Here is a 22,043-nt window from a genome sequence, read left to right on the forward strand (position 1 = left end):
ATCAAACAACACAAGGAGAGCCGATGCTTGCAATAACGGAAAGCAGTCTAGAGAACAGCGCGTCGAGCGCTACCGAGCAACTCGCTGCTTTGAACACCATGCCCATGACTGAGATCTGGAAACTCTGGGACCGAAATTTCCCGAGACGACCAAAGCACACGAATCGAAGCTTTTTGGTTTCTCGGTTGGCATTTCGGATTCAAGAAAAAGCCTATGGTGGCCTTCCCGCAAAGCTGAAGGACTACCTCATCGACTGCGGAGAGCGACATTCAAAGATTAAGTCAGGTCGTGGGCGGGAGAGGCACCTCATGCCTGGCAGCGTCTTAGTTCGCGAATTTGAAGGTCAAGAATATCGAGTGCTTGTCGCTGCAGACGGCTTTTACGAAGTCAACGGAAAGCGCTTCAAGAGCTTGTCTGCGGCAGCAAAGGAGATCACTGGCGGTCATCGCAGTGGCCCTAAGTTTTTTGGGCTTCCTGAAAAGAGGCGCGAATGAAGGGAGCCAAGAAGAAGGATTTGATGGCTCCGGGATTGAATCCCGAGGTGAGAATGAAGCGGTGCGCAGTCTATTGCCGCGTGTCGAGTGATGAGAACCTAGATCAGTCTTTTAATTCGATTGATGCGCAGCGCGAGGCTGGGTTGTCCTTTATCCGAAGTCAGCAAGCTGAAGGGTGGGTGCCGCTTGATGGCACCTATGAGGACCCGGGGTTTTCAGGAGGCAATATGGAGCGCCCCGGCCTGCAGCGGCTCTTTCGGGATATCAGATCGGGCTTGGTCGACATGGTGGTGGTCTACAAGATTGACCGCCTATCAAGGTCGCTTGCGGATTTCGCAAAGATGGTTGAGATGTTTGATGGCTATAACGTGAGCTTTAGCGCAGTGACCCAGCAGATCAACTCGGCAAGCTCAATGGGTCGGCTCATGCTCAACGTACTTCTATCGTTTGCGCAGTTTGAGCGTGAAGTGACGGGCGAACGCATCCGAGACAAGATTGCCGCAGCGAAGGCTAAAGGTATGTGGATGGGCGGCCCCGTTCCCCATGGCTATCAGGTGATTGAACGAAAGCTCGTAGTCCAGCCCGACGAGGCCAAGGTGGTGAAACGGATCTTTCAGGACTTTGCGGAGTTGCGCTCAGTCGCGATGGTAATCCAGGGGCTTAAGAAAGACGGATTGAATGCGAGATCTGGAAAACCGTTTGCGCAGCAGACTATTCGGACGCTGCTGACGAACCGAACATACATCGGAGAGCTAAACCACAAGGAGAAATCCCATCCCGGGTTACATGATCCGATCATTGACCGAGGGCTATTCGATTGCGTTCAGGAGATCTTTGAGCATGATGCTCGCCTGCGAGGCTCTCGAAATCCGAGAACTGCTTTTTACGCCTTGCTTAGCGGACTTTTGTTCGGGCCCAATGGGGTAAAGATGCTGGCGACATGGTCCCGGGGGAAGACAGGGCAAAAGTTTCGCTATTACCGAATGCTTGGTTACGGAGGCAAGGCCCAGCCAACTCGACGCTCGATGATGTTCGCAATGAAAGAGGTAGATCGGCTTGTGCTTGATCAGGTTTACAGTGTCTTGAAGACACCCACAATACTTGAAAGCACCATTCTGGAGGTCGAGAAGGTGCGCCCGGATATCAGCGAGCTATCGGTCTACCAGGCCATGCAAAACATGGCAGCGATCTGGAACGAGCTCTACCCGCAAGAGCAGCGAAAAATCATCGAGACGCTGATCGAGCGCGTGGTCTTGTCAGACCAGGAGTTGGAAATCACCTGGAAGTGGATTGATTGGAATGTGTCGCTTAATCAGTTCCGCCCGAATGGGATTCCTGCGGAGTTGGTGCGTAGGGAGGCCGTGGGCAGAATGGACATGATCAAGGTCGTAGGGGAGATTCAGACCATCAATGTAGAGCCCTCAGCTGAGGGCGAGCGGCCGGTGGTAAAGACAGTCATCCCGATTCGCCATCGGCGCAAGGGAATCAAAAATGTCATCGAACCTAATCCTGCATTGTCGGCCGAAGGTGCCGGACCCCAAGAGAAGCCCCAATTCGAAATGCCGCTGCTCACGGCACTAAGCCGAGCCTTTTATTGGCAATGGCTCTTGGATGAGGGAAAAGTCGAAAGCGGTAGCGAGATTGCGCGCAGGGAGGGATTGCACCCATCTACGGTCAACGAACTGCTGCGGTTAACGATCCTTGCGCCGAATCTGGTTCAGAAGATCTTGACGGGGGAACAACCTGAGGGGCTCAGCATTCTGTGGTTCACCCGGAACCGGTTACCAGTAGAGTGGAGCGCACAGGAATTGATCCTCACCGATGCTATGTTGGGGGCCTCAGCGAGCCAGCGAGCGCAGTGATTGAGGGCAGATCTGGTAAAAAAACTCCGCTGCCACTCCTCGTTTTGTTTGGGGATAAATATTACTTGCTTGAAGCGCGAGCGGTGAGAGCGCGGAAATCCACGTTTCGAGTTTATCTTTTTCCTCGTTGTATTTGGGTTCTCCATGCCCTTCCTTTACTTCCGCATATCGACGAAGAAAATAGGACAAAAAATCAGCGACTTGGATCATGGGCACATGCTTTGAATCTGCAAAATACGGAGTGTCGATAATGTGCGACAAGGCATCGGATTTTTTCTTTCGCTGATAAAAAGTGTCAATCCAGTCGGGTGGGTTGGCAAGTAGGCTGGCGGGCCGTGGCTCTTCATGGCCTTTCTTATCAAATACTAGGAGAGTATGGCCCTTACTTTTTTCCTCTCTTTGGAAGGTTTTCTGCACCGCGAGAATGCAGTGGAACGCAGCAGCTTGATATGGGGAAGTGAGTGTTGAGCCGACTGTGGATTCCGATCGCAGAGATTCAAAGGCAGCTTTGTTGACCGCACTGTAAACAAACTTGTGTTTTCGGGTCGAAAGCCAGTCGATGATCTGAGAAACATACATAGCTCGTTCCAGGCCGGTCATGCTCCTGAAGCTTTTGTTGCCCGGATAGAAATCTTTAGTGTGAAGCTCGTCTAAGTTAGACCCTACGACGTTGCTGAGGTTTAGCAGTAGGTCTGCCCATTCCCTCTTGGTAATGTGCATCCGCTGCGCATCGACTATGACGCCCACTACTACTGCTATGGGCTCTGATCCGGTACCGCTCTCGTCGAAGTAGCATAGTTTCATTAGCAAAGTGTAAGTTCGATTTTTTTTTGGGCGGGGTAGTTGGTTTCAAACACCTGTCTCGAAACCCGCTTCACATCGCGGTAGGGGCTGCTGCTATCAGCAAGTCAACAGAGAAAAGAGACGAAGTCTCGCCCTTTGGGCCGGCTTTTCGGCGTTTCTGGGGGCGTGGAATCCGCAACCCCGGCGGGCCAGATCCGCTCCAGCATTGGGGTTTCGGGCAAACAAAAAGGGCCCAGAACCAGGTCTGAGCCCTTTGTAATGGTGGAGCCGGCGGGAATTGAACCCGCGTCCGCAAGTCTTCCAAAGACAGTTCTACATACTTAGTCGATTTATTTAAATTTAACTGAAGTGCTTAGCCAACCGACAGGCCGGCACTCAGCGATCCACTTGTTTTAGGCACCGGATCCATGGCGTATCCGATGACGATCTGATGTGCATGACACTGCTGCGGTTTAACCCGCCCAGCCCATCAGAGAGCTGGTGCAGCGCTCGCTAGCAATTAAGCTGCGAGTGCAAAACGTTCGTCGTTTGCGTTTATTTAATTTCGACTGTATTTACGAGGGAATCGAGCCTCGGTATGCCCTGCGCTTCTTCATTACCCACGTCGAAACCGGGTCGGCCCCAATTTCTTTGTGTTGTGGCCCGGTACGACTCCGGATCACGTTGATTCAGAGTGCAGTATCGGCCAGAAGTTCCGCAGAAACAAGGCCTTGATCTAGCCCGAGCTCTCTTTGCCTTCAGCTTCCCCAGGGGGAATTAGTTTGCTTGCAGGCTAGAGAAGGCGAATCAAATCCTGGGCTTGCTTCACCACGGCATCCGCCCCCCACTCGCGGGGCCAGGGGGCCTGGACATGGTGGCCAAAGTCACAGCCAATCGTCCAGGTGCCTGCCGCATAGCCGCTTTCAATATCCCGCGCATCGTCACCCACATAGACCACCGCCTGCGGGGGCAGGGCAAGCATCTCGATCGCATGGACCATCGGGGCGGGGTGGGGCTTGGCGTGCGGCGTGGTATCCCCACCCACCACCACCGCGCAGCGGTCCCACAGATTGATTTGTTTGAGCAGTGGCTCGGTAAACCGCATGACCTTGTTGGTCACAATCCCCCAGGCAATATTCTGGGCATCCAGCGCATCCACCACCTCGTCCATGCCGGGCCAGAAGTCGGTGTTATCGGCCAGGCACTCGGAATAAATATCTAAAAAAGCGAGCCGCAAGGGCTCGTACTCGGGGTGATCCACTGGGATATTCAACCCCTTGGTGATCATGCCCCGGGCACCTTGAGACACCCAGGGCCGCAGCTCCTCAACCGGCATGGGCGCTAAGCCCGATCGCTGCCGAAGCACATTGGCCGCCTTGGCCAGATCTGGCGCGGAATCAAGTAAGGTGCCATCCAAATCAAACAGCATGGCCCGCCTGGGCTGGGCGGCCCATTGGTCCTGCCAGTTGTGTCTTGCTTGGGGTTTCACTGCGGCTTGCGATAGGCCATCAGGTAGTTCACGCTGGTATCCCGGCCCAGAGAATAGACCTGGGTAATGGGGTTGTAGCTCATGCCCAGCATTTCTTTTAAGTCCAGATTGGCGTCCCGCGCGGCATCCGCTAGTTCGGAAGGCTTGATGAACTTGGCGTACTCGTGCGTGCCCTTGGGCAGGATGCGCAGCACGTACTCCGCACCCACAATCGCAAACAAAAACGACTTGGGGTTGCGGTTAATCGTTGAGAAAAACACCCAGCCACCGGGCTTGGCCATCTTGGCGCAGGCGGCAATGGTGGCCGCTGGATCGGGAACGTGCTCCAGCATTTCCATGCAGGTGACCACATCGTATTGGCCAGCTTCGCGCTCAGCCAGATCTTCGGCGGAAATTGACTCGTAATCGACCTTCACGCCAGTCTCTAGCCCATGCAACTGGGCGACTTTCAGGGGCTTGTCGGCCAGGTCGATGCCTTTGACCTGGGCGCCCAGCTTGGCCATGCTCTCAGCCAGAATGCCGCCGCCACAGCCGACATCCACCACCTTTTTGCTGGGGATCTGGGCCAAGCCGTCAATCCAGGTCAGCCGCAGGGGGTTGATCTGGTGAAGGGGTTTGAATTCGCTATTGGGGTCCCACCAGCGGGAGGCCAAAGCACTAAATTTTTCAAGTTCTGCGCGATCTACGTTCATGGTCAAAGCATAAATTAAAAAGGGCCCCGCGAATTTTCACGGAGCCCCCTGGGTTAAAGACTAACTGGCTTATTTCACGTTACGGGTGCCGACCACTTCGACTTCCACGCGACGGTTCTTGGCGCGGCCTTCTTTGGTCTTGTTATCCGCAACAGGCTGGCTCTCGCCCTTGCCCTCGGTGTGGATGCGGTTAGCGGCAATGCCCTGGCTCACCAGATAGGCTTTTACAGCCGCAGCACGGCGCTCAGACAGTTTCTGGTTGTAGGCATCGGTGCCAACCCAGTCGGCATGGCCAACGGCCACGATGACTTCCAGGTTCAATTCCTTGGCCTGGGCAGCCAGGCGGTCCAAAACGACCTTACCTTCGGGCTTCACAACGGATTTGTCGAAATCAAACAGGGTGTCGCCCTTGAGCGTCACTTTTTCAACGACGGGCTTGGGTGGGGCTGCGGGTGTCCGAGCGGCAGCGCCTGCAGCCGCAGGGGCGGGTGCAGCGGCGGCCTTGGGTACCAAGTCAGGGTCGCACTCGGCGGTGGCCATCTGGGGTGTCCAGTAGCCCGTGCGCCAGCACAGACCAAAGCCGCTTTTTACCGTGCCACCCAGGGACTGGACATAGCCATTGGCCTGGGCCGGCGCCTGAGCAGCGGCGGGCGCAGCAACCAGAACCGTGGTCGAAAGAACGGCTGCGGAGAGCAGTCCGGAAAACAAAGTTTTAAACATTTGGATCTCCCTATTCTTAGTGTTAAGGACCGCACGAACACCAGACAGCGCGCCGTACAGGGTTACAAATGGTGCCACAAGTCGGTGGAATTAAAAAGGTAAAATCGCGCGATGGAATCCTTCGCCAAAGAGACCCTGCCAGTTAGCCTGGAACAGGAAATGCGCCGCTCGTACCTGGATTACGCCATGAGCGTGATCGTGGGGCGAGCCCTCCCGGACGTTCGCGATGGCCTAAAGCCAGTCCACCGACGTGTGCTTTATGCCATGCATGAGCTTAACAACGATTGGAACCGGGCCTATAAGAAATCTGCACGTATCGTGGGTGATGTGATCGGTAAATACCACCCGCACGGGGATTCTGCGGTCTACGACACGATTGTCCGTATGGCCCAGGACTTTTCCCTGCGCTACATGCTGGTCGACGGCCAGGGCAACTTTGGCTCGGTGGACGGCGATAACGCCGCCGCCATGCGGTACACGGAAATCCGTCTTTCCAAGATTGCCCATTCGCTGCTGGAAGACCTGGACAAAGAGACGGTTGACTTTGGCCCCAACTACGACGGCAGTGAAAAAGAGCCGCTGATCATGCCGGCGCGCCTGCCGAACCTGTTGATTAACGGGTCGTCTGGCATTGCCGTGGGCATGGCCACCAATATCCCGCCGCACAACCTGTCGGAAGTAATCGAGGGCTGCTTAAAGGTCTTGGAAAACCCAGAGATCACGGTCGATGAGTTGATCGATCTGATCCCGGCGCCAGACTTCCCCACCGCCGGCATTATTTATGGCTTAAGCGGGGTGCGCGAGGGCTATCGCACTGGCCGTGGCCGTGTGGTCATGCGGGCCAAGACCCACTTTGAAGACATTGATAAGGGTGCACGCCAGGCCATCATCATTGATGAGCTGCCGTACCAGGTGAACAAACGCAATCTGCTCGAGCGGATTGCTGAGCATGTCAATGAAAAGCGGATCGAGGGCATCTCGGATATTCGGGATGAATCCGACAAATCTGGCATGCGGGTGGTGATTGAATTAAAGCGCGGCGAAGTGCCCGAAGTGGTGCTGAACAATCTGTACAAGAACACCCAGCTGCAAGACACCTTTGGCATGAACATGGTGGCCTTGGTGGATGGCCAGCCGCGCACGCTGAACTTAAAGCAGATGCTGGCGGCCTTTATCGATCACCGCCGCGAAGTGGTCACCCGCCGCACCGTGTTCGAGCTGCGCAAGGCTCGTGATCGCGGCCACATCTTGGAAGGCTTGGCGGTTGCCGTGTCTAACATGGACGAGATGATTGCGCTGATTAAGGGTTCGCCCACGCCAGTCGTGGCCAAACGAGAGTTGATGGCCCGCACCTGGCAGGCCACACTCGTGAAAGAGTTGTTGGCCCGTGCCACCACCGCCACGATCTCGGAAGCCTTTAGGCCTGAGGGCATTGGCGAAGAGTTTGGTCTTAAGAACGATGGCTATAAATTGTCCGACATTCAAGCCAGCGAAATCCTGCAGATGCGTCTGCAGCGTTTAACAGGCTTAGAGCAAGACAAGATCGTTCAGGAATACAAAGAAGTCATCGAGAAGATTGCCGATCTGCTCGATATCTTGGCCAGACCTGAGCGCATCAAGCAAATCATTTCGGATGAGTTGATTGCCATTCGCCAAGAGTTTGGCGATGCCCGCCGAAGCGTGATCGAGGTCAATGCGGAAGAGTTGCAGACCGAAGACCTGATCACCCCGCAAGAAATGGTAGTCACACTCTCGCACACGGGCTATATCAAGAGCCAGCCGCTATCGGAATATCGCGCACAGCGCCGTGGTGGTCGTGGCAAGCAGGCCGCTGCAACCAAAGAAGACGATTGGATTGACCAGCTCTTTATCGCCAACACCCACGACATGATCTTGGCGTTCTCTGATCGCGGCCGTGTTTATTGGTTGAAAGTTTGGGAAGTCCCGCAGGGTAGCCGTACATCCCGCGGCAAGCCATTGGTCAATGTCTGGCCGCTCGAGCCCAACGAGAAAATCACTGTGGTGCTGCCGGTTAAGCAGTTTGATGAGAACCGCTACGTGTTTATGGCGACATCATTGGGTACCGTGAAGAAAACGCCGTTGGCGAATTTCTCGCGGCCCATGAAGCGCGGCATCATCGCCGTGAGTTTGGATGAGGGCGACCATTTGATTGGCGCTGCGATTACCGATGGCCAGCACGATGTGATGCTGTTCTCTGACGCTGGAAAGGCCGTGCGTTTCGATGAAGCCGATGTTCGGCCCATGGGCCGAGAGGCACGTGGCGTGCGTGGCATGAACTTAGAAGACGGCCAGCGTGTGATTGCCATGCTCGTTGCCGAAAGCGAGACGCAGTCGGTGCTAACGGCCACTGAAAACGGATTTGGTAAGCGCACCCCAATTGCGGAATACACCCGCCATGGCCGTGGTACCAAGGGCATGATCGCCATTCAAACCACTGAGCGTAATGGCAAGGTCGTGGGTGCAGTTTTAGTGGATGCCAATGACGAGATCATGCTGATTACCGATAAGGGCGTGTTGGTCCGCACCCGTGTTTCCGAGGTTCGCGAGATGGGCCGTGCCACACAGGGTGTGACACTGATGGCCGTGGATGACGGTAGTCTGTTGGCGGGATTGCAGCGGATTTTAGAAAGTGATGTGCCAGAGGGTGATACGGCGGATGATGTGAATCCAAGCGCCGCATCGGATTTGGGTAGCGCAGCAGCTGAGGGTCAGGATTCAGATGCGTCCGTATAACTTTGCGGCTGGCCCGGCTACGTTGCCGGAGTCAGTCTTAAAGCGCGCTGCCGATGAGATGCTCAACTGGAATAACTCGGGCATGTCGGTCATGGAGATGTCCCACCGTGGCCCGGTGTACCTGGGTATTTTCGAGAAGATCGTTGCGGACTTTCGGCGGCTGCTAAAGCTACCCGAGCACTACAAAATCATCTTCATGCAGGGCGGGGCGACTGCCCAGAATGCCCTGGTGCCACTGAACATTTTGGGTGCCAATCGTAAGGCCGACTATGTCAACACCGGCCACTGGTCGACGAAGTCGATCAATGAAGCGCGTCAGTATGGCGATGTGCATTTGGCAGCAAGTGCTGAAGATATCGCGGCAGGCAGTGACCAGGGCGCAGGTCACCCGTTTACCTTTATTCCATCATTTTCCAAGTGGCGTGTTCGGCCCGATAGTTCTTACCTGCACATCTGCGGCAATGAAACCATTGGCGGTGTGGAGTATTGGGACTGGCCGGATATGCAGGCACTGGGTGCGGGCGATGTGCCGCTGGTGGTGGATATGTCTTCCCATGTGCTGTCACGGCCCATCGACATGTCGAAGTTTGCGCTGGCCTATGGCGGTGCACAAAAGAACTTAGGGATTGCTGGTTTGACCTTTGTGATTTTTGATGAAGAGTTGATTCGTAGCCGCGTGCCCAAGCCCCAGCCGGGCTGCCCCACGGTCTTTGATTACCGCAAGGTCTTGGACAACGATTCCATGTTCAACACCCCCCCAACGTTTGCGATCTATCTGACCGGGTTGCTCTTGGAGTGGATTGATGCCCAGGGCGGAGTGGAAGCCTTGGCCGCAAAGAATGATGCCAAAGCAAAGCTGCTCTACGGCTTTTTAGATCAATCCAAGTTTTATCAGACCCGTGTGGTGAAGGCCGCGCGCTCGTATATGAACGTGCCGTTTTATCTGCCCGATGATCGGCTCTATGAGCCCTTCTTAAAAGGTGCCCAGGCGCGCGGCTTGTTGAGCTTAAAGGGCCATAAGGCCGTGGGTGGACTTCGTGCCAGCATCTATAACGCCATGCCGATTGAGGGTGTGCAGGCACTCGTTGCCTGGATGACGGAGTTTGAAAAGGAACACGCATGACGCCTGAAGAGCTCCAAGGCTTTCGTAAGCAGATTGACGATCTTGATGATGAGCTGATCAAGCTTCTCGCCAAGCGCGCGGGCATTGTTCAGGAAGTTGGCCGCCGCAAACATTTGGTCAATGCACCGGTCTTCCGGCCTGAGCGTGAAGTGGCCATCATCGAGCGTATGGTCGCCGCGAACCCTGGTCCGCTTTCGCCTGCATCGATTGCCACCATTTGGTTAGAAATTATTTCGGGCTGCCGTGCCCTTGAGCGCGAGATGCGGGTGTCTTATCTTGGCCCCGCTGGCACCTATAGCGAGCAGGCGGTGCGCACACTCTTTGGCCACCGTGTGCAGATGGTGCCGTGTTCTACGTTGGAAGAAGCCACTCGTGAAGCCGAAGCCGGTAGTGTGGACTGTGCTTTGTTGCCCGTGGAGAACTCGACCGAGGGCACCGTGGGCCGCACGCTCGATATTCTGCTGCGCACACCACTCAAGATTTCTGCAGAGATTTCTCTACCGATTCACCATAGCCTGCTACAAAAAGACGGCAAGCGGGATGCGATCAAGACCATTGCGGCCCACCCCCAGGCCCTGGGGCAGTGCCAGCACTGGTTAGATGAGCATTTCCCCGGTGTCGCTCGACTGCCGGTGGCGAGCAATGGCCATGCCGCTGAGATGGCATCCAAAGATGCATCGATTGCCGCGATTGCTGGCCAGACGGCGGCTGCCCACTATGGCCTGCAGTCGGTGGCCGAGCGCATTGAAGACGATCCCAATAATCGCACTCGTTTTGCCGCAATTGGCGACTTCACGCCCGATGCCTGCGGTGTGGACCAGACATCGCTGATTTTGTCGGTGCCCGATCGTGCGGGCGCCATGGTGTCGTTGATTGAGCCCTTGGCACGCCACGGTGTGTCGATGAAACGGTTTGAATCACGCCCCGCCCGCCAAGGCAGCTGGGAATATTATTTCTATGTAGACCTGGTGGGCCACCGTAAAGATTCGAATGTAGCGCTGGCATTGGCAGAGATTCGTGAGCGGGCCGCGTTTTTTAAAGATTTGGGTTCCTATCCGCTTTTTGATCGGTTAACGACCAAATAAAAGACCGCAGGTTATAAATTTTGAATCAGACAGTGACTAGTCCAACTGCTGCAGCGCCGGAGTACATTCGCGGCATTGCGCCCTATCAGGGCGGCCGGCCGATCTCGGAAATCGCCCGCGAATTTGGCTTTGCGGAATCCGATATTGTGAAGTTGGCCTCCAACGAAAACCCCTTGGGCATGAGCCCCAAGGCCAAAGAGGCGATGCTGAATGTTGCTGGAGATCTGGGCCGCTACCCGGATGGCAATGGCTTTGAATTAAAAGCCGCAATTGCCAAGCGTTTTGGCGTGCCCCATGACTGGATCACGCTGGGCAATGGTAGCAACGACATTCTGGAATTGGCCGCCCACGCGTTTTTGCAGCCCGACCGCACATCGGTTTATAGCCAACATTCGTTTGCAGTCTACGCCTTGGCCACGCAAGCTACGGGTGCGAAGTCGGTCGTCGTTCCAGTTACTGACGGCTTGAAGTACGACATGGCCGCACTGCGTGCCGCTATTGATGACCGCACTGGCATTGTCTGGATCGCCAACCCGAATAACCCAACAGGCACTTTTGTGCCCGCGCCTGAGTTGCTCGCGTTTATTGAGAGCGTACCCAAGCACTTGCTCGTGGTTTTGGATGAGGCCTACACGGAATACTTGTCAGACACCGACCGCTATAACGCCCTTGAGTGGGTGGCGAAGTTTCCCAATCTGTTGGTGTCGCGCTCATTCTCCAAGGCATATGGGTTAGCGGGCCTGCGGATTGGCTTTGGTGTGGCCCAACCGGCTGTAACGGATTTGTTAAACCGAATTCGTCAGCCCTTTAACGTCAATTCTCTGGCTCAGGCCGCCGCTGCGGCTGCATTGTTTGACGATGCATTCCTGGCCGAATCGCGGCGCGTGAATGATCAGGGCTTGGCGCAATTGATCGCTGCGATGAACGAGATGGGTCTAAGTTACGTACCGTCTTGGGGTAACTTCTTGTTGGTTAAAGTGGGCGATGCGGCAGACGCTGGCATGCAACTCTTCAAAGCACTCTTGGCGCAGGGCGTGATTACACGGCCAGTGGCGAACTACGATTTGCCGCAGTGGCTTCGGATCTCGGTCGGCACACGCGAAGAGAACCAGGCCTGTATTGATGCCATGAAACGGGTGCTGCCCACGTTGTCGCTCGGCAAGACGAATGGTGCCAAGACGGATCAGTCGGTTGTGGGCGCTGGAACTAACGCGAGTATCAAGGCGCAATCATGACCACTGCCCAGCCACTCGATCGTCTAGTGGTGGTGGGCACCGGCTTTATGGGCGCATCAATTGCCGCTGCGGCCAAGGCCGCTGGTCTGGCAAAAGAAGTGATTGGTGTGGACCCCAAAGAGGCCGCGAATGCCAAGGCGACGGGGTTCATTGATGGGGTTGCAGATAGTGTGACCGCTGCATTGGCTAATGGGCTTGGCGCTGTAGCGTCGTCAACATCATCAGCCGCACCGTTTTCTGCAGCGTCAGTAGCTAGCGCCAGTTCATCGAGCACAAAGTGCGCTGTGCTGTTGGCCTCTCCAGTGAAGACTTATGCCGCAATCTTTGCCGAGCTCGAATCACTCGCCGACAAATCATGCATTGCCTGGATCACCGACATCGGCAGTACCAAAAATGGTGTTATTGCGGCAGCCAAACAGCTCAGCACACTCGCACCGAAATTCGTCGCGTCTCACCCCATGGCGGGCTCGGAAAAGCAGGGCGCACGGGACGCCAATCCAAATTTAGTGCAGGGTGCGCGTGTGTTAATTAGCCGCATGCCAGCATCAACTGATGATGCTGTTGATCAGGTCGAATCGTTTTGGCTAGCGCTCGGCGGGCAGCCCAGCCCGCTGCCTATTGGCGATCACGATGCACTGTTGGCCGCGATCAGTCATCTTCCACATGTGCTGGCCTATTCATTGGCGGGCGCATTGGCCCAGACACCACTTGCGGGTGCGGCCCAGGCCCTGCATGGGGGTGGTCTGCGTGACACCACGCGTATTGCGGCATCGTCCCCCGAACTCTGGGCAGATATTTTTCTAGACAACCAAGAAGAACTCTTGGCTGCCTGGTCACAGTGGTCGCTGCAGCTGCAAGAAATGCAGCAGGCGCTAGCCCGCGGCGATCGCGAACTATTGATTGAGTTGTTATCCAAAGCCAGCCAATGGCGAAAGGGTTTTCAGTCGTAATGCTCTACCCCAAGACGATTGTGTTGACGCCCCGCAAGGGGGCCTGTGGTGAAGTGGTGCTGCCTGGCAGCAAGAGTATTTCTAACCGGATGTTGTTACTCGCAGCGCTGAGTCAGGGTACAACACGACTCACCGCGCTGCTAGATTCCGATGACACCCAGGTGATGATGGATTCATTGCGTAAGCTGGGCGTCTCAATTACGCCCACGTCATCGACGGCGTCCAATAGTTCGTCATCCAGCATTTTCGCATCTGATCTTGCGACCAACACTTCGAGCGCGACAAACACGATCGATTCCGCTGGCGGCTTAGATGTCACCATCACGGGCTGCAACGGTGTATTTCCGATTACCGGCAGCGCGGAGTCACCACTCAAACTCTTTATCGGTAACTCTGGTCTCACCATTCGCACACTGGTTCCCGCGATCGTGGCGTCCTTTGCCAAGACCGGTGGCTGCGTTGAAATCAGTGGTGTGCCCCGTATGCATGAGCGGCCGATTGCGGACTTGGTCGATGGCCTGCGCGCGATTGGCGGGAAGATTGATTACCTGGGGGCAGAAGGCTATCCGCCACTTCGCATTACTGGTGTGCCACTTACGAATACGGCAACGATTACGGTCAAGGGTTCGACTTCCAGCCAATATCTAACGGGATTGCTGCAGGCCGCGCCGCTCTTGGCTTCCCAGTTGGGCGGCAGCGTCACCTTGCAAGTCGAAGGTGAGTTAATCAGCAAGCCGTATATTGAAATTACCCGCGCCGTGATGAAACGTTTTGGTGTCGATGTGGCGCAGATCCGTAGCGATCCGATTGCCTATCGAGTCGTACCTGCTGCGCTCACTTCCCCTGGCTCGCTAAAGGTTGAAGGGGATGCATCGTCAGCGTCTTATTTCTTGGCCGCTGGTGCCATTGGCCATGGGCCAGTCCGCGTGATTGGTGTGGGCTCGGAAAGTGTGCAGGGCGATGTCCGCTTTGCGGATGCCTTGGAGCAGATGGGTGCCAAAATCACCTGGGGCCCGGACTGGATTGAATGTGCATCGTCGTTAGGTTCCCTCGCCGGGGGCTCAGTCTATGTCGATGACGCTGCTGGTGTTTCTGCTTCTGCGGACAGTTCGGGTAGTGACGCGGCCATGTCCCACCACCTGCAGGGCATTGATATCGACTGCAATGCAATCCCCGATGCCGCCATGACCCTGGTCGCCTGCGCCATGTACGCGAAGGGGCCAACCCTGCTTCGCAATATCGGTTCCTGGCGGGTCAAAGAGACCGATCGCATTCTGGCGATGGCCAGTGAATGCAAAAAGCTGGGCGTGACCGTGGAATACGGCAATGACTGGGTTCGGATTCATCCGGCGGCCCAACTCAAACCCGCCACCATTGAGACCTATGACGACCATCGGGTGGCCATGAGTTTTGCTCTGGCCAGCTTTGCCAATGCGCCGGTCAAGATTGCGGATCCTGGCTGCGTGGCCAAGACCTTCCCCCGATTCTTCGATGTCTTTTCCGACCTCTGCGCCCAGGCGGTGCCCGTGCTGGCCATTGATGGCCCAACGGCATCGGGTAAAGGGACGATTGCCAGCCTGGTCGCTGCCGAGCTTGGCTTTGGCTACTTGGATAGTGGGGCGCTGTACCGCATCACGGCCTTGGCCGCCCAGCAAAACGGTATCGATGACACGGATGAGCAAGCACTCGCTTCTATGGCAACAGAGATGGATTTGGAGTTTCTTGGCCAGACGATTCTGTTGGATGGCGTCAATGTGAGCCACGCCATTCGGGCCGAAGAGGTGGGCGTGCTGGCCTCGAAGATTGCGGTCTACCCCGCCGTTCGGGCGGCGTTGCTGTTGCGTCAACGGGATTTTGCCCGTCTACCTGGCCTGGTGGCTGATGGACGGGACATGGGTTCTGTGGTCTTCCCTGGGGCACGGCTCAAGGTCTTTTTAACGGCGACCGCCCGGGTGAGGGCGGAAAGACGCTATAAGCAATTGATTGATAAGGGTTTTTCTTGTAATCTTGACGACCTTTCGGCCGATTTAGAGGCGCGAGATGCGCGGGATGCGTCCCGGGCCGTCGCACCACTTAAACCGGCAGCCGGGGCGGTGGTGTTGGATTCCACCGATCTCTCGATAGACCAGGTGGTGCAAACGGTAGTGAATGCATGGCATGACGTCTCAGTGAGACTCACTGGCCAGCTGACTTAACTCTCTGCACTTTTTTGTTTAACTCCGCCGTCCCTTGTGATGGTGTGCTTATGACTTTTCGTCGGAAACTTTCTTTTAATGTCCCAACAACTTAACAACCTTAGCGATATCGCTAAAAACGCTGCACCCAACTCTTTTGCCGCAATGTTTGCAGAGTCCATCTCCCGCCAGGAAATGCGCGCTGGAGAGGTCATCACCGCAGAAGTTCTGCGCATTGACCAAAACCATGTGGTGGTGAATGCCGGATTGAAATCCGAGAGCTTCATCCCCTTAGAAGAATTCTTAAACGACCAAGGTGTGCTCGATGTCAAAGAAGGCGATTTCGTCTCGGTGGCCATCGAAGCCTTGGAAGATGGCCGTGGCGAGACCCGTCTGTCGCGTGACCGTGCTAAGCGCTTAGCCGCATGGGTGAGCCTTGAGCAGGCACTCGAGAGCGGTGAGACCGTGATTGGTACCGTGACCGGCAAGGTCAAGGGTGGCCTGACCGTGATGACCAATGGCATCCGCGCATTCTTGCCAGGTTCCTTGGTGGACACACGTCCGATCAAAGACACATCCCATATCGAGGGCAAGACGCTCGACTTCAAAGTGATCAAGCTGGATCGCAAGCGCAACAACGTGGTCGTATCGCGTCGCGCAATTGTTGAAGCCTCGATGGGTGAAGACCGCGCCAAGCTGATGGAAAACCTGAAAGAGGGCTCCACGGTCACCGGCGTTGTGAAGAACATCACCGACTACGGTGCATTTATTGATCTGGGCGGCATTGATGGCCTGCTGCACATCACCGATATGGCATGGCGTCGTGTCCGTCACCCGTCTGAAGTGCTGACGGTTGGCCAGGAAGTCACCGCACGTGTGCTGCGTTACGACCAAGATAAGAACCGCGTATCGCTTGGCGTCAAACAGCTTGGCGATGATCCATGGGACGGCATTGGCCGTCGTTACCCACAGGGCACCCGCATGTTCGGCAAGGTCACCAACATCACCGACTACGGTGCATTCGTTGAGATCGAGCCCGGCATCGAAGGCCTGGTCCACGTCTCTGAAATGGATTGGACCAACAAGAACGTGAACCCCGGCAAGGTGGTTCAGGTTGGCGACGAAGTGGAAGTCATGGTTCTGGAAATTGATGGCGAGCGCCGTCGTATTTCGTTGGGCATGAAGCAGTGCCGCGCGAACCCATGGCAGGAATTTGAATCCACCCACAACAAGGGTGACAAGGTCAAAGGCCAGATCAAGTCGATCACCGACTTTGGTGTCTTTATTGGTCTGCCCGGCAACATCGATGGTCTGGTGCATCTGTCCGACTTGTCGTGGACCGAGACCGGTGAAGAAGCGGTTCGTAACTTCAAAAAGGGTGACGAACTCGAAGCCGTGGTGCTCGCCATTGATGTTGAGCGTGAGCGTATCTCGCTTGGCGTGAAGCAGCTGGATGGAGACCCCTTCACTTCCTTCGCATCGCGCTTTGATAAGGGCTCGATCGTCAAGGGCACCGTGAAGACTGTGGATGCCAAGGGCGCCGTGATCACACTGGATACCGATGTTGAGGGCTATCTGCGTGCCTCTGAGATTTCGCGTGATCGCGTGGAAGATGCGACCAAGGTGATGGCTGAAGGCGACACCGTTGAAGCCATGATCGTGAACCTGGATCGCAAGACCCGCACCATCAATCTGTCGATCAAGGCCAAGGATTCGGCTGAGACCGCAGAAACGATGCAGAAGATGGCCGCTGAAACAGCTGGCACCGCCGGTACCACCAGCCTGGGCGCATTGCTGCGTGCCAAGTTGGATGACCAGCAGTCTAAAGAGTAATGACCAAGTCTGAATTGATCGCTCGGCTTGCCGAGCGATTGAATCAGCGGGGCACACCGCTTGCCACGCGTGATTGCGAGTTTGCAGTCAAGACACTTCTTGATGCGATGGCCGAGGCCTTGGGCCACCGCCATCGTATTGAGATCCGCGGTTTTGGTACATTTTCTCTGTCGTATCGGCCTGCCCGTGTGGGTCGCAATCCCAAGTCAGGCGCCCAGGTCCGTGTTCCAGAAAAACGCGTGCCGCACTTTAAGCCAGGCAAAGATCTGCGTGAACGCGTAGATTTTCCCAACCCCTAATCGCATCGCCCATCCGGTGACGACCCCGGCAATGGAGACCCCGTTTGGAAATTAATCTCGCCTGGTTGTTAGCCCTGCCAGTGGTATTTGCATTGGGCTGGGCTGCTGCCCGTTTTGATCGTGGCCAGCAGCGCCGCGAAAGCCGTCATGTTCCCAAAGATATTCTGAAGGCCATGTCGCTCGTCTTGGCCGGTGACGCTGCAAAGGCAACCGATGCATTGTTATCAGCGGCACGCTCCCAGCCCGACGCCATGGAATTGCACCGTGCCGTGGGCAATCTCTATCGCCAGCGTGGCCTGACCGATCGCGCCATTGAAGTCCACGAGGCTGCCCTTCGCCACCCCGAGCTCACCATGGCCGATCGTGTGGACCTGGTGCTGGATCTTGCCCGTGATTATTTGGCCGCGGGTTTATTTGATCGCGCGAATAGCGTATTGGAAGATTTTTTAAATCATGTCGCCACGGGCGAGCAGGCTGCAATTTTTAAAGATCGTGTGAATGAGGCGCGGCTGATGCTGCTTCAGACCGCACAACGCACACGTGATTGGCAGCAGGCCATTCATTGGGCCAAAGAGGCGCACCAGGCCGGTGCCACCTTTGGTGACCATGGCTATGAGCAGCTAATGGGCCACTTTTATTGTGAACTCGCGGCACTGGCCGTGATTAAGAATGACACGCAGGCCGCTCTGGGCTATTTGACCCAGGCCGATACCTTTGCTGCTCCAGGACCTGCCAAGCGGGTGGCCATGATGCGGGCGCAGTTGGCGGGATCTGGTGTGCTCGCTTCTGGCGTTACTTCTGTGGCAGGCGCTGACGCGTCTGGGGCTGCGGCTGCCGGTGATGCTGCACCGCCGCCTGCGGTTCGTGCCTGCACCGTGTGTGGATTTCGTTCGAAAACACTGTATTGGCAGTGCCCGGGATGTCATCATTGGGATAGTTTTGAGGCCACAAAATGACCAGAAATTTCCAAAACGTACGGGTGTTGGTGGTGGGCGATGTCATGCTCGATCGCTATTGGTTTGGCGACGTGGAGCGCATCTCGCCCGAGGCCCCCGTGCCTGTTGTGCGCGTGCAAGACTCGGATGAGCGTTTAGGCGGTGCCGCCAACGTGGCCCGTAATATCGCCGCCCTTGGCGCAACTTCTTTATTGATGGGCGTGGTTGGCCAAGACGAGGCTGGTGTCAGCGTTCATAAACTTATTGCCCAGTCGGGCATTGAAGATCATGTTTTTGATGATGCTCATGCCAAAACTACTGTGAAGCTTCGCGTGATTGGAAGGCAGCAGCAGCTGCTTCGCGCAGACTTTGAGTCGGTGCCCGATCACGAAGTGCTGGTTGAAAAGCTAGACCAATTCAAATCACTGCTGCCTGGGATTCAGGCGGTGGTGTTGTCTGATTACGGCAAGGGTGGTCTTTTGCATATCCACGACATGATTCGTGCGGCCAAGGCCCACGGTGTGATGACCTTGGTTGACCCCAAGGGTGACGATTACGAGCGTTATCGTGGCGCCACGATCCTGACACCCAACCGATCAGAGTTCGCCCAAGTGGTGGGCAAGTGGAAGTCCGAAGCGGATATGACCCATCGGGCCCACCATCTGCGTTCTTCACTAGATCTGCAGCATTTGCTAGTGACCCGTTCAGAAGAGGGTATGAGTCTGTATACCGAGATGTCGGGTAAGCCCGCTGAGATTCATGTGGCGGCCCACGCCCGCGAGGTCTTCGATGTCAGTGGCGCAGGCGATACAGTGATTGGCACGCTAGCTGTGATGCTGGCCTCAGGTGAATCGATTACATCGGCCATGGAACTGGCTAACCGCGCAGGCGGCATCGTGGTGGGTAAGCTGGGAACCGCTACGGTGACGGCAGAAGAATTATTTTCGGAAGGTTGAGCATGACAATTATTGTGACCGGCGCAGCCGGCTTTATCGGCAGTAATCTAGTGGCGGCACTGAACCAGGCGGGCGAGAACCAAATCATTGCGGTGGACGATCTGACCGATGCCGATAAATTTAAAAACCTGGTCGACTGCGATATTGCGGATTACATCGACAAAGATGATTTTCTAGATATGGTCGAGTCCGGTGTCTTTGGAAAGTCATCCGGCAAATCCAAGGGCAAGAAGTCGCACGGCATTACAGCCATTCTTCATCAGGGCGCCTGCTCCGACACCATGGAGACCGATGGCCGCTACATGATGGACAACAACTATCAGTACTCGCGCATTTTGTTGGCCTTTGCCCAGCGGCACCGTATTCCGTTTCTGTATGCATCATCCGCAGCAGTCTATGGCGCGAAGACACTCTTTCGTGAAGAGCGGGCTGCCGAGGGCCCATTAAACGTCTACGGTTATTCCAAGTTTTTGTTTGACCAGGTCGTGCGGTCACTCTTGCACCCCGGCCTCGATGGCGGCATGCCAAATTTGAGCGCACCCGTGGTGGGTTTTCGTTATTTCAATGTCTATGGCCCCGGTGAACAGCACAAGGGCCGTATGGCCTCCGTTGCCTTTCATCATTTCAATCAATACCTGGCCGAGGGCCATGTCAAACTCTTCGAGGGCCACGACGGCTGGAAGGCCGGCCAACAAGAGCGTGACTTTGTGTCGGTGGAAGATGTGGTCAAGGTCAATATGCACTTTTTAAATAAAGCATTGGCGGGTGAGAGCGCCAGCGGCATTTTCAATCTGGGTACGGGCCGTGCGCAGACGTTTAATGAAGTCGCCCAGGCCGTGATCAACACGATTGAAGAGGCAAAGGCGAGCACCTCGAATAAGGCTGCCGCAACGAAAGTAAGTAAGACGAGCAAAGCGAGCGCGGTAACCACGGTAAGTGCAGCAACTAAGGCAAAAGCCGGTGCGCAGAAGGCGGGCTTTAACAAGAAGTCGGTCGAAGAGCTGGTTCGCGAAGAAAAGATTCGCTATATCCCGTTTCCGGATGCGTTAAAGGGTAAGTATCAGAGCCACACGCAAGCCGATCTCACCCGATTGCGTGCAGCGGGCTATAAGCAGAAGTTTTTAACGGTACAAGAGGGTGTGAGCCGGTATGTCAACGCTCGCCTTACCGCTTCTTAAATACCGATTAGGTCTCTATGCACGGCTGGCCCGGGTCGATAAACCGATCGGGACACTGCTGCTGCTATGGCCAACGCTTTGGGCCCTGTGGTTAGCGGCTGGCGGCTTTCCGGATCTGCCCCGCTTGATTGTGTTTGTACTGGGCACGTTTCTCATGCGCTCGGCAGGTTGCGTTCTAAACGATATTGCGGATCGCAAATTTGATGACAAGGTCAAGCGCACCCGTGAGCGGGTCTTGGCCAGCGGCAAGGTCTATCTTTGGGAGGCAGTGAGCGTAGCTCTGGTGCTGCTGGGCGCTTCTGCGTTATTGCTGCTTTTCTTAAATGATTTAGCCGTTCAGTATGCCTTTACGGCGGTGTTCGTGGCCGCCGTCTATCCCTACTTCAAACGATTTTTTGCCATGCCCCAAGCCATGCTGGGTGTGGCCTTTGGCTTTGGTATTCCCATGGCCTTTGCCGACACTCAGGGCCAGGTGCCCGCGGTGGCCTGGATGATGTTTATTGGTAATTTCTTTTGGACCATTGCCTATGACACGGCGTATGCCATGGTCGACCGTGATGATGATGTGAAGATTGGAATTCGTAGCAGCGCGATTACCTTTGGCCGCTTCGATGTGCTGGCCGTTGGCATTTGTTATGCGATCTTCATGTGGTGCATGTTTATCGTGGGTCAGTCATTGCCCGGCGCATCTGGCACCCATTGGGTCTATTGGGCGGGCTGGGGCATTACCGCGGTGCTTTGTGCGCTATTCACGCTCAGAATTCGCAGCCGCGATCGGGACGATTGCTTTGCAGTCTTTCGGGCCAATAACTACATTGGCATGCCGTTCTTTGTCGCGATTGCGATTCAGGTGGGGCTCTAGACCCTAGTCCGTTTGGATGGCTATTCGCCGCATATTCTGCGGCGAATAATGGGGCTAATCACCGCAAAACATGCGGCGATTAGCTGCTCCTTCTCTCGTATCAAAAGACTCAGGAGCCAGTTGACCACCCAAATAGTAACGTTTATGATACCAATAATTTCTACGGGCTATGTGCTCAAAGAGTTGACGCGCGTTGGTGGGACGAAGAAACGGCAGCAGCAAGACATTGATTTGGCGGTTGATCGGTGGGAAGAGCATAAGCGCCGAAAGGCAAGGACAAGTTAGTAGCCATGGCACTCACAAAAAACTTCAAAGAGACAGTAGCGGCACGCATACAGAGCGACCCAAGGTTTGCTGAAGCGATGCTGGACGAAGCAGTCACTCTATTCGTGAATGGAGAGCCAGAGACTGCCAAGCTTCTTCTGCGCGACTTGGTGAATGCCACGCTGGGTTTTGAAATGCTTGCCCAGCAGATCGATAAGCCGGTGAAAAGTCTTCACCGCATGTTATCAGTGCACGGTAACCCAACTATGACTAACCTATCAACGATTTTTGCTGCGATTCAGAAACAGCTTCATGTTGAAATTCGTACCAGGGTCGTAGCGGTATAGTCGTTATC

General features: G+C 55.5%; 19 protein-coding genes and 1 other RNA gene. 15 read left to right on the top strand and 5 right to left on the bottom strand.

Translation table 11 applies throughout. From position 1 onward, the window contains the following. Window positions 1-23: 23 nt before the first annotated feature. Both AOB54_01975 and AOB54_01980 read left to right on the top strand, forming a co-directional pair. Entirely contained in the window at window positions 24-494 is a 471-nt protein-coding gene (locus tag AOB54_01975; protein ID WVN42174.1) for a DUF2924 domain-containing protein, read from the top strand. Then, entirely contained in the window at window positions 491-2,356 is a 1,866-nt protein-coding gene (locus AOB54_01980) for a recombinase family protein (GenBank protein WVN42175.1), read from the top strand. Before AOB54_01975 ends, AOB54_01980 begins: the two co-directional genes overlap by 4 nt. Here AOB54_01980 and AOB54_01985 read toward each other — a convergent pair. The 5 genes from AOB54_01985 to AOB54_02005 form a co-directional block, all read right to left on the bottom strand. After that, window positions 2,333-3,160, bottom strand: coding sequence for a DUF3800 domain-containing protein (locus tag AOB54_01985; protein ID WVN42737.1), 828 nt, complete (start codon window positions 3,158-3,160; stop codon window positions 2,333-2,335). The two genes, AOB54_01980 and AOB54_01985, sit on opposite strands and share 24 nt — an antisense overlap. 259 nt (window positions 3,161-3,419) lie before the next feature. Further along, window positions 3,420-3,783, bottom strand: a transfer-messenger RNA (tmRNA) gene (gene ssrA / locus AOB54_01990). A 149-nt stretch (window positions 3,784-3,932) separates the two neighbouring features. Next, window positions 3,933-4,628, bottom strand: a complete 696-nt coding sequence (locus AOB54_01995; protein ID WVN42176.1) for an HAD-IA family hydrolase — start codon at window positions 4,626-4,628, stop codon at window positions 3,933-3,935. Beyond that, the gene (gene ubiG / locus AOB54_02000; GenBank protein ID WVN42177.1) at window positions 4,625-5,320 is read right to left on the bottom strand and encodes a bifunctional 2-polyprenyl-6-hydroxyphenol methylase/3-demethylubiquinol 3-O-methyltransferase UbiG; all 696 of its coding nucleotides are present in this window, start codon (window positions 5,318-5,320) and stop codon (window positions 4,625-4,627) included. Before ubiG ends, AOB54_01995 begins: the two co-directional genes overlap by 4 nt. A gap of 69 nt (window positions 5,321-5,389) precedes the next feature. Next, window positions 5,390-6,040, bottom strand: coding sequence for an OmpA family protein (locus AOB54_02005; GenBank protein ID WVN42178.1), 651 nt, complete (start codon window positions 6,038-6,040; stop codon window positions 5,390-5,392). 111 nt (window positions 6,041-6,151) lie between these two features. Here AOB54_02005 and gyrA point away from each other — a divergent pair, with 111 nt between their 5' ends. From gyrA to AOB54_02070, 13 genes are all read left to right on the top strand, one after another. Further along, complete coding sequence (gene gyrA, locus AOB54_02010) at window positions 6,152-8,794, top strand: DNA gyrase subunit A (protein WVN42179.1); 2,643 nt, start codon at window positions 6,152-6,154, stop codon at window positions 8,792-8,794. After that, a complete protein-coding gene (serC, locus tag AOB54_02015; protein ID WVN42738.1) occupies window positions 8,775-9,917 on the top strand; it encodes a 3-phosphoserine/phosphohydroxythreonine transaminase in 1,143 nt (380 codons plus the stop codon). The genes gyrA and serC overlap by 20 nt, the downstream gene beginning before the upstream one ends. After that, on the top strand, window positions 9,914-11,002 hold the full coding sequence (gene pheA, locus AOB54_02020) for a prephenate dehydratase (GenBank protein WVN42180.1): 1,089 nt from the start codon (window positions 9,914-9,916) through the stop codon (window positions 11,000-11,002). The genes serC and pheA overlap by 4 nt, the downstream gene beginning before the upstream one ends. A gap of 32 nt (window positions 11,003-11,034) precedes the next feature. Then, complete coding sequence (gene hisC, locus AOB54_02025) at window positions 11,035-12,237, top strand: histidinol-phosphate transaminase (protein WVN42181.1); 1,203 nt, start codon at window positions 11,035-11,037, stop codon at window positions 12,235-12,237. Then, a complete protein-coding gene (locus AOB54_02030; GenBank protein ID WVN42182.1) occupies window positions 12,234-13,187 on the top strand; it encodes a prephenate dehydrogenase in 954 nt (317 codons plus the stop codon). Before hisC ends, AOB54_02030 begins: the two co-directional genes overlap by 4 nt. Beyond that, window positions 13,187-15,382, top strand: a complete 2,196-nt coding sequence (aroA, locus tag AOB54_02035; protein ID WVN42183.1) for a 3-phosphoshikimate 1-carboxyvinyltransferase — start codon at window positions 13,187-13,189, stop codon at window positions 15,380-15,382. Before AOB54_02030 ends, aroA begins: the two co-directional genes overlap by 1 nt. A 78-nt stretch (window positions 15,383-15,460) precedes the next feature. Beyond that, on the top strand, window positions 15,461-17,194 hold the full coding sequence (rpsA, locus tag AOB54_02040) for a 30S ribosomal protein S1 (GenBank protein WVN42184.1): 1,734 nt from the start codon (window positions 15,461-15,463) through the stop codon (window positions 17,192-17,194). After that, entirely contained in the window at window positions 17,194-17,493 is a 300-nt protein-coding gene (locus AOB54_02045) for an integration host factor subunit beta (GenBank protein WVN42185.1), read from the top strand. The genes rpsA and AOB54_02045 overlap by 1 nt, the downstream gene beginning before the upstream one ends. Before the next feature lie 44 nt (window positions 17,494-17,537). Continuing rightward, entirely contained in the window at window positions 17,538-18,449 is a 912-nt protein-coding gene (locus AOB54_02050) for a hypothetical protein (GenBank protein WVN42186.1), read from the top strand. After that, window positions 18,446-19,384, top strand: coding sequence for a D-glycero-beta-D-manno-heptose-7-phosphate kinase (rfaE1, locus tag AOB54_02055; protein ID WVN42187.1), 939 nt, complete (start codon window positions 18,446-18,448; stop codon window positions 19,382-19,384). Before AOB54_02050 ends, rfaE1 begins: the two co-directional genes overlap by 4 nt. A 2-nt stretch (window positions 19,385-19,386) precedes the next feature. Beyond that, window positions 19,387-20,562: an ADP-glyceromanno-heptose 6-epimerase gene (rfaD, locus tag AOB54_02060; protein ID WVN42188.1), complete on the top strand. Its 1,176-nt coding sequence runs from the start codon at window positions 19,387-19,389 to the stop codon at window positions 20,560-20,562. Continuing rightward, window positions 20,534-21,424, top strand: a complete 891-nt coding sequence (gene ubiA / locus AOB54_02065) for a 4-hydroxybenzoate octaprenyltransferase (GenBank protein ID WVN42189.1) — start codon at window positions 20,534-20,536, stop codon at window positions 21,422-21,424. The genes rfaD and ubiA overlap by 29 nt, the downstream gene beginning before the upstream one ends. 290 nt (window positions 21,425-21,714) lie before the next feature. After that, the gene (locus tag AOB54_02070) at window positions 21,715-22,035 is read left to right on the top strand and encodes a transcriptional regulator (protein WVN42190.1); all 321 of its coding nucleotides are present in this window, start codon (window positions 21,715-21,717) and stop codon (window positions 22,033-22,035) included. Window positions 22,036-22,043: the final 8 nt, after the last annotated feature.

Source organism: beta proteobacterium MWH-UniP1, assembly GCA_036362785.1.
Classification (GTDB): domain Bacteria; phylum Pseudomonadota; class Gammaproteobacteria; order Burkholderiales; family Burkholderiaceae_A; genus Lacustribacter.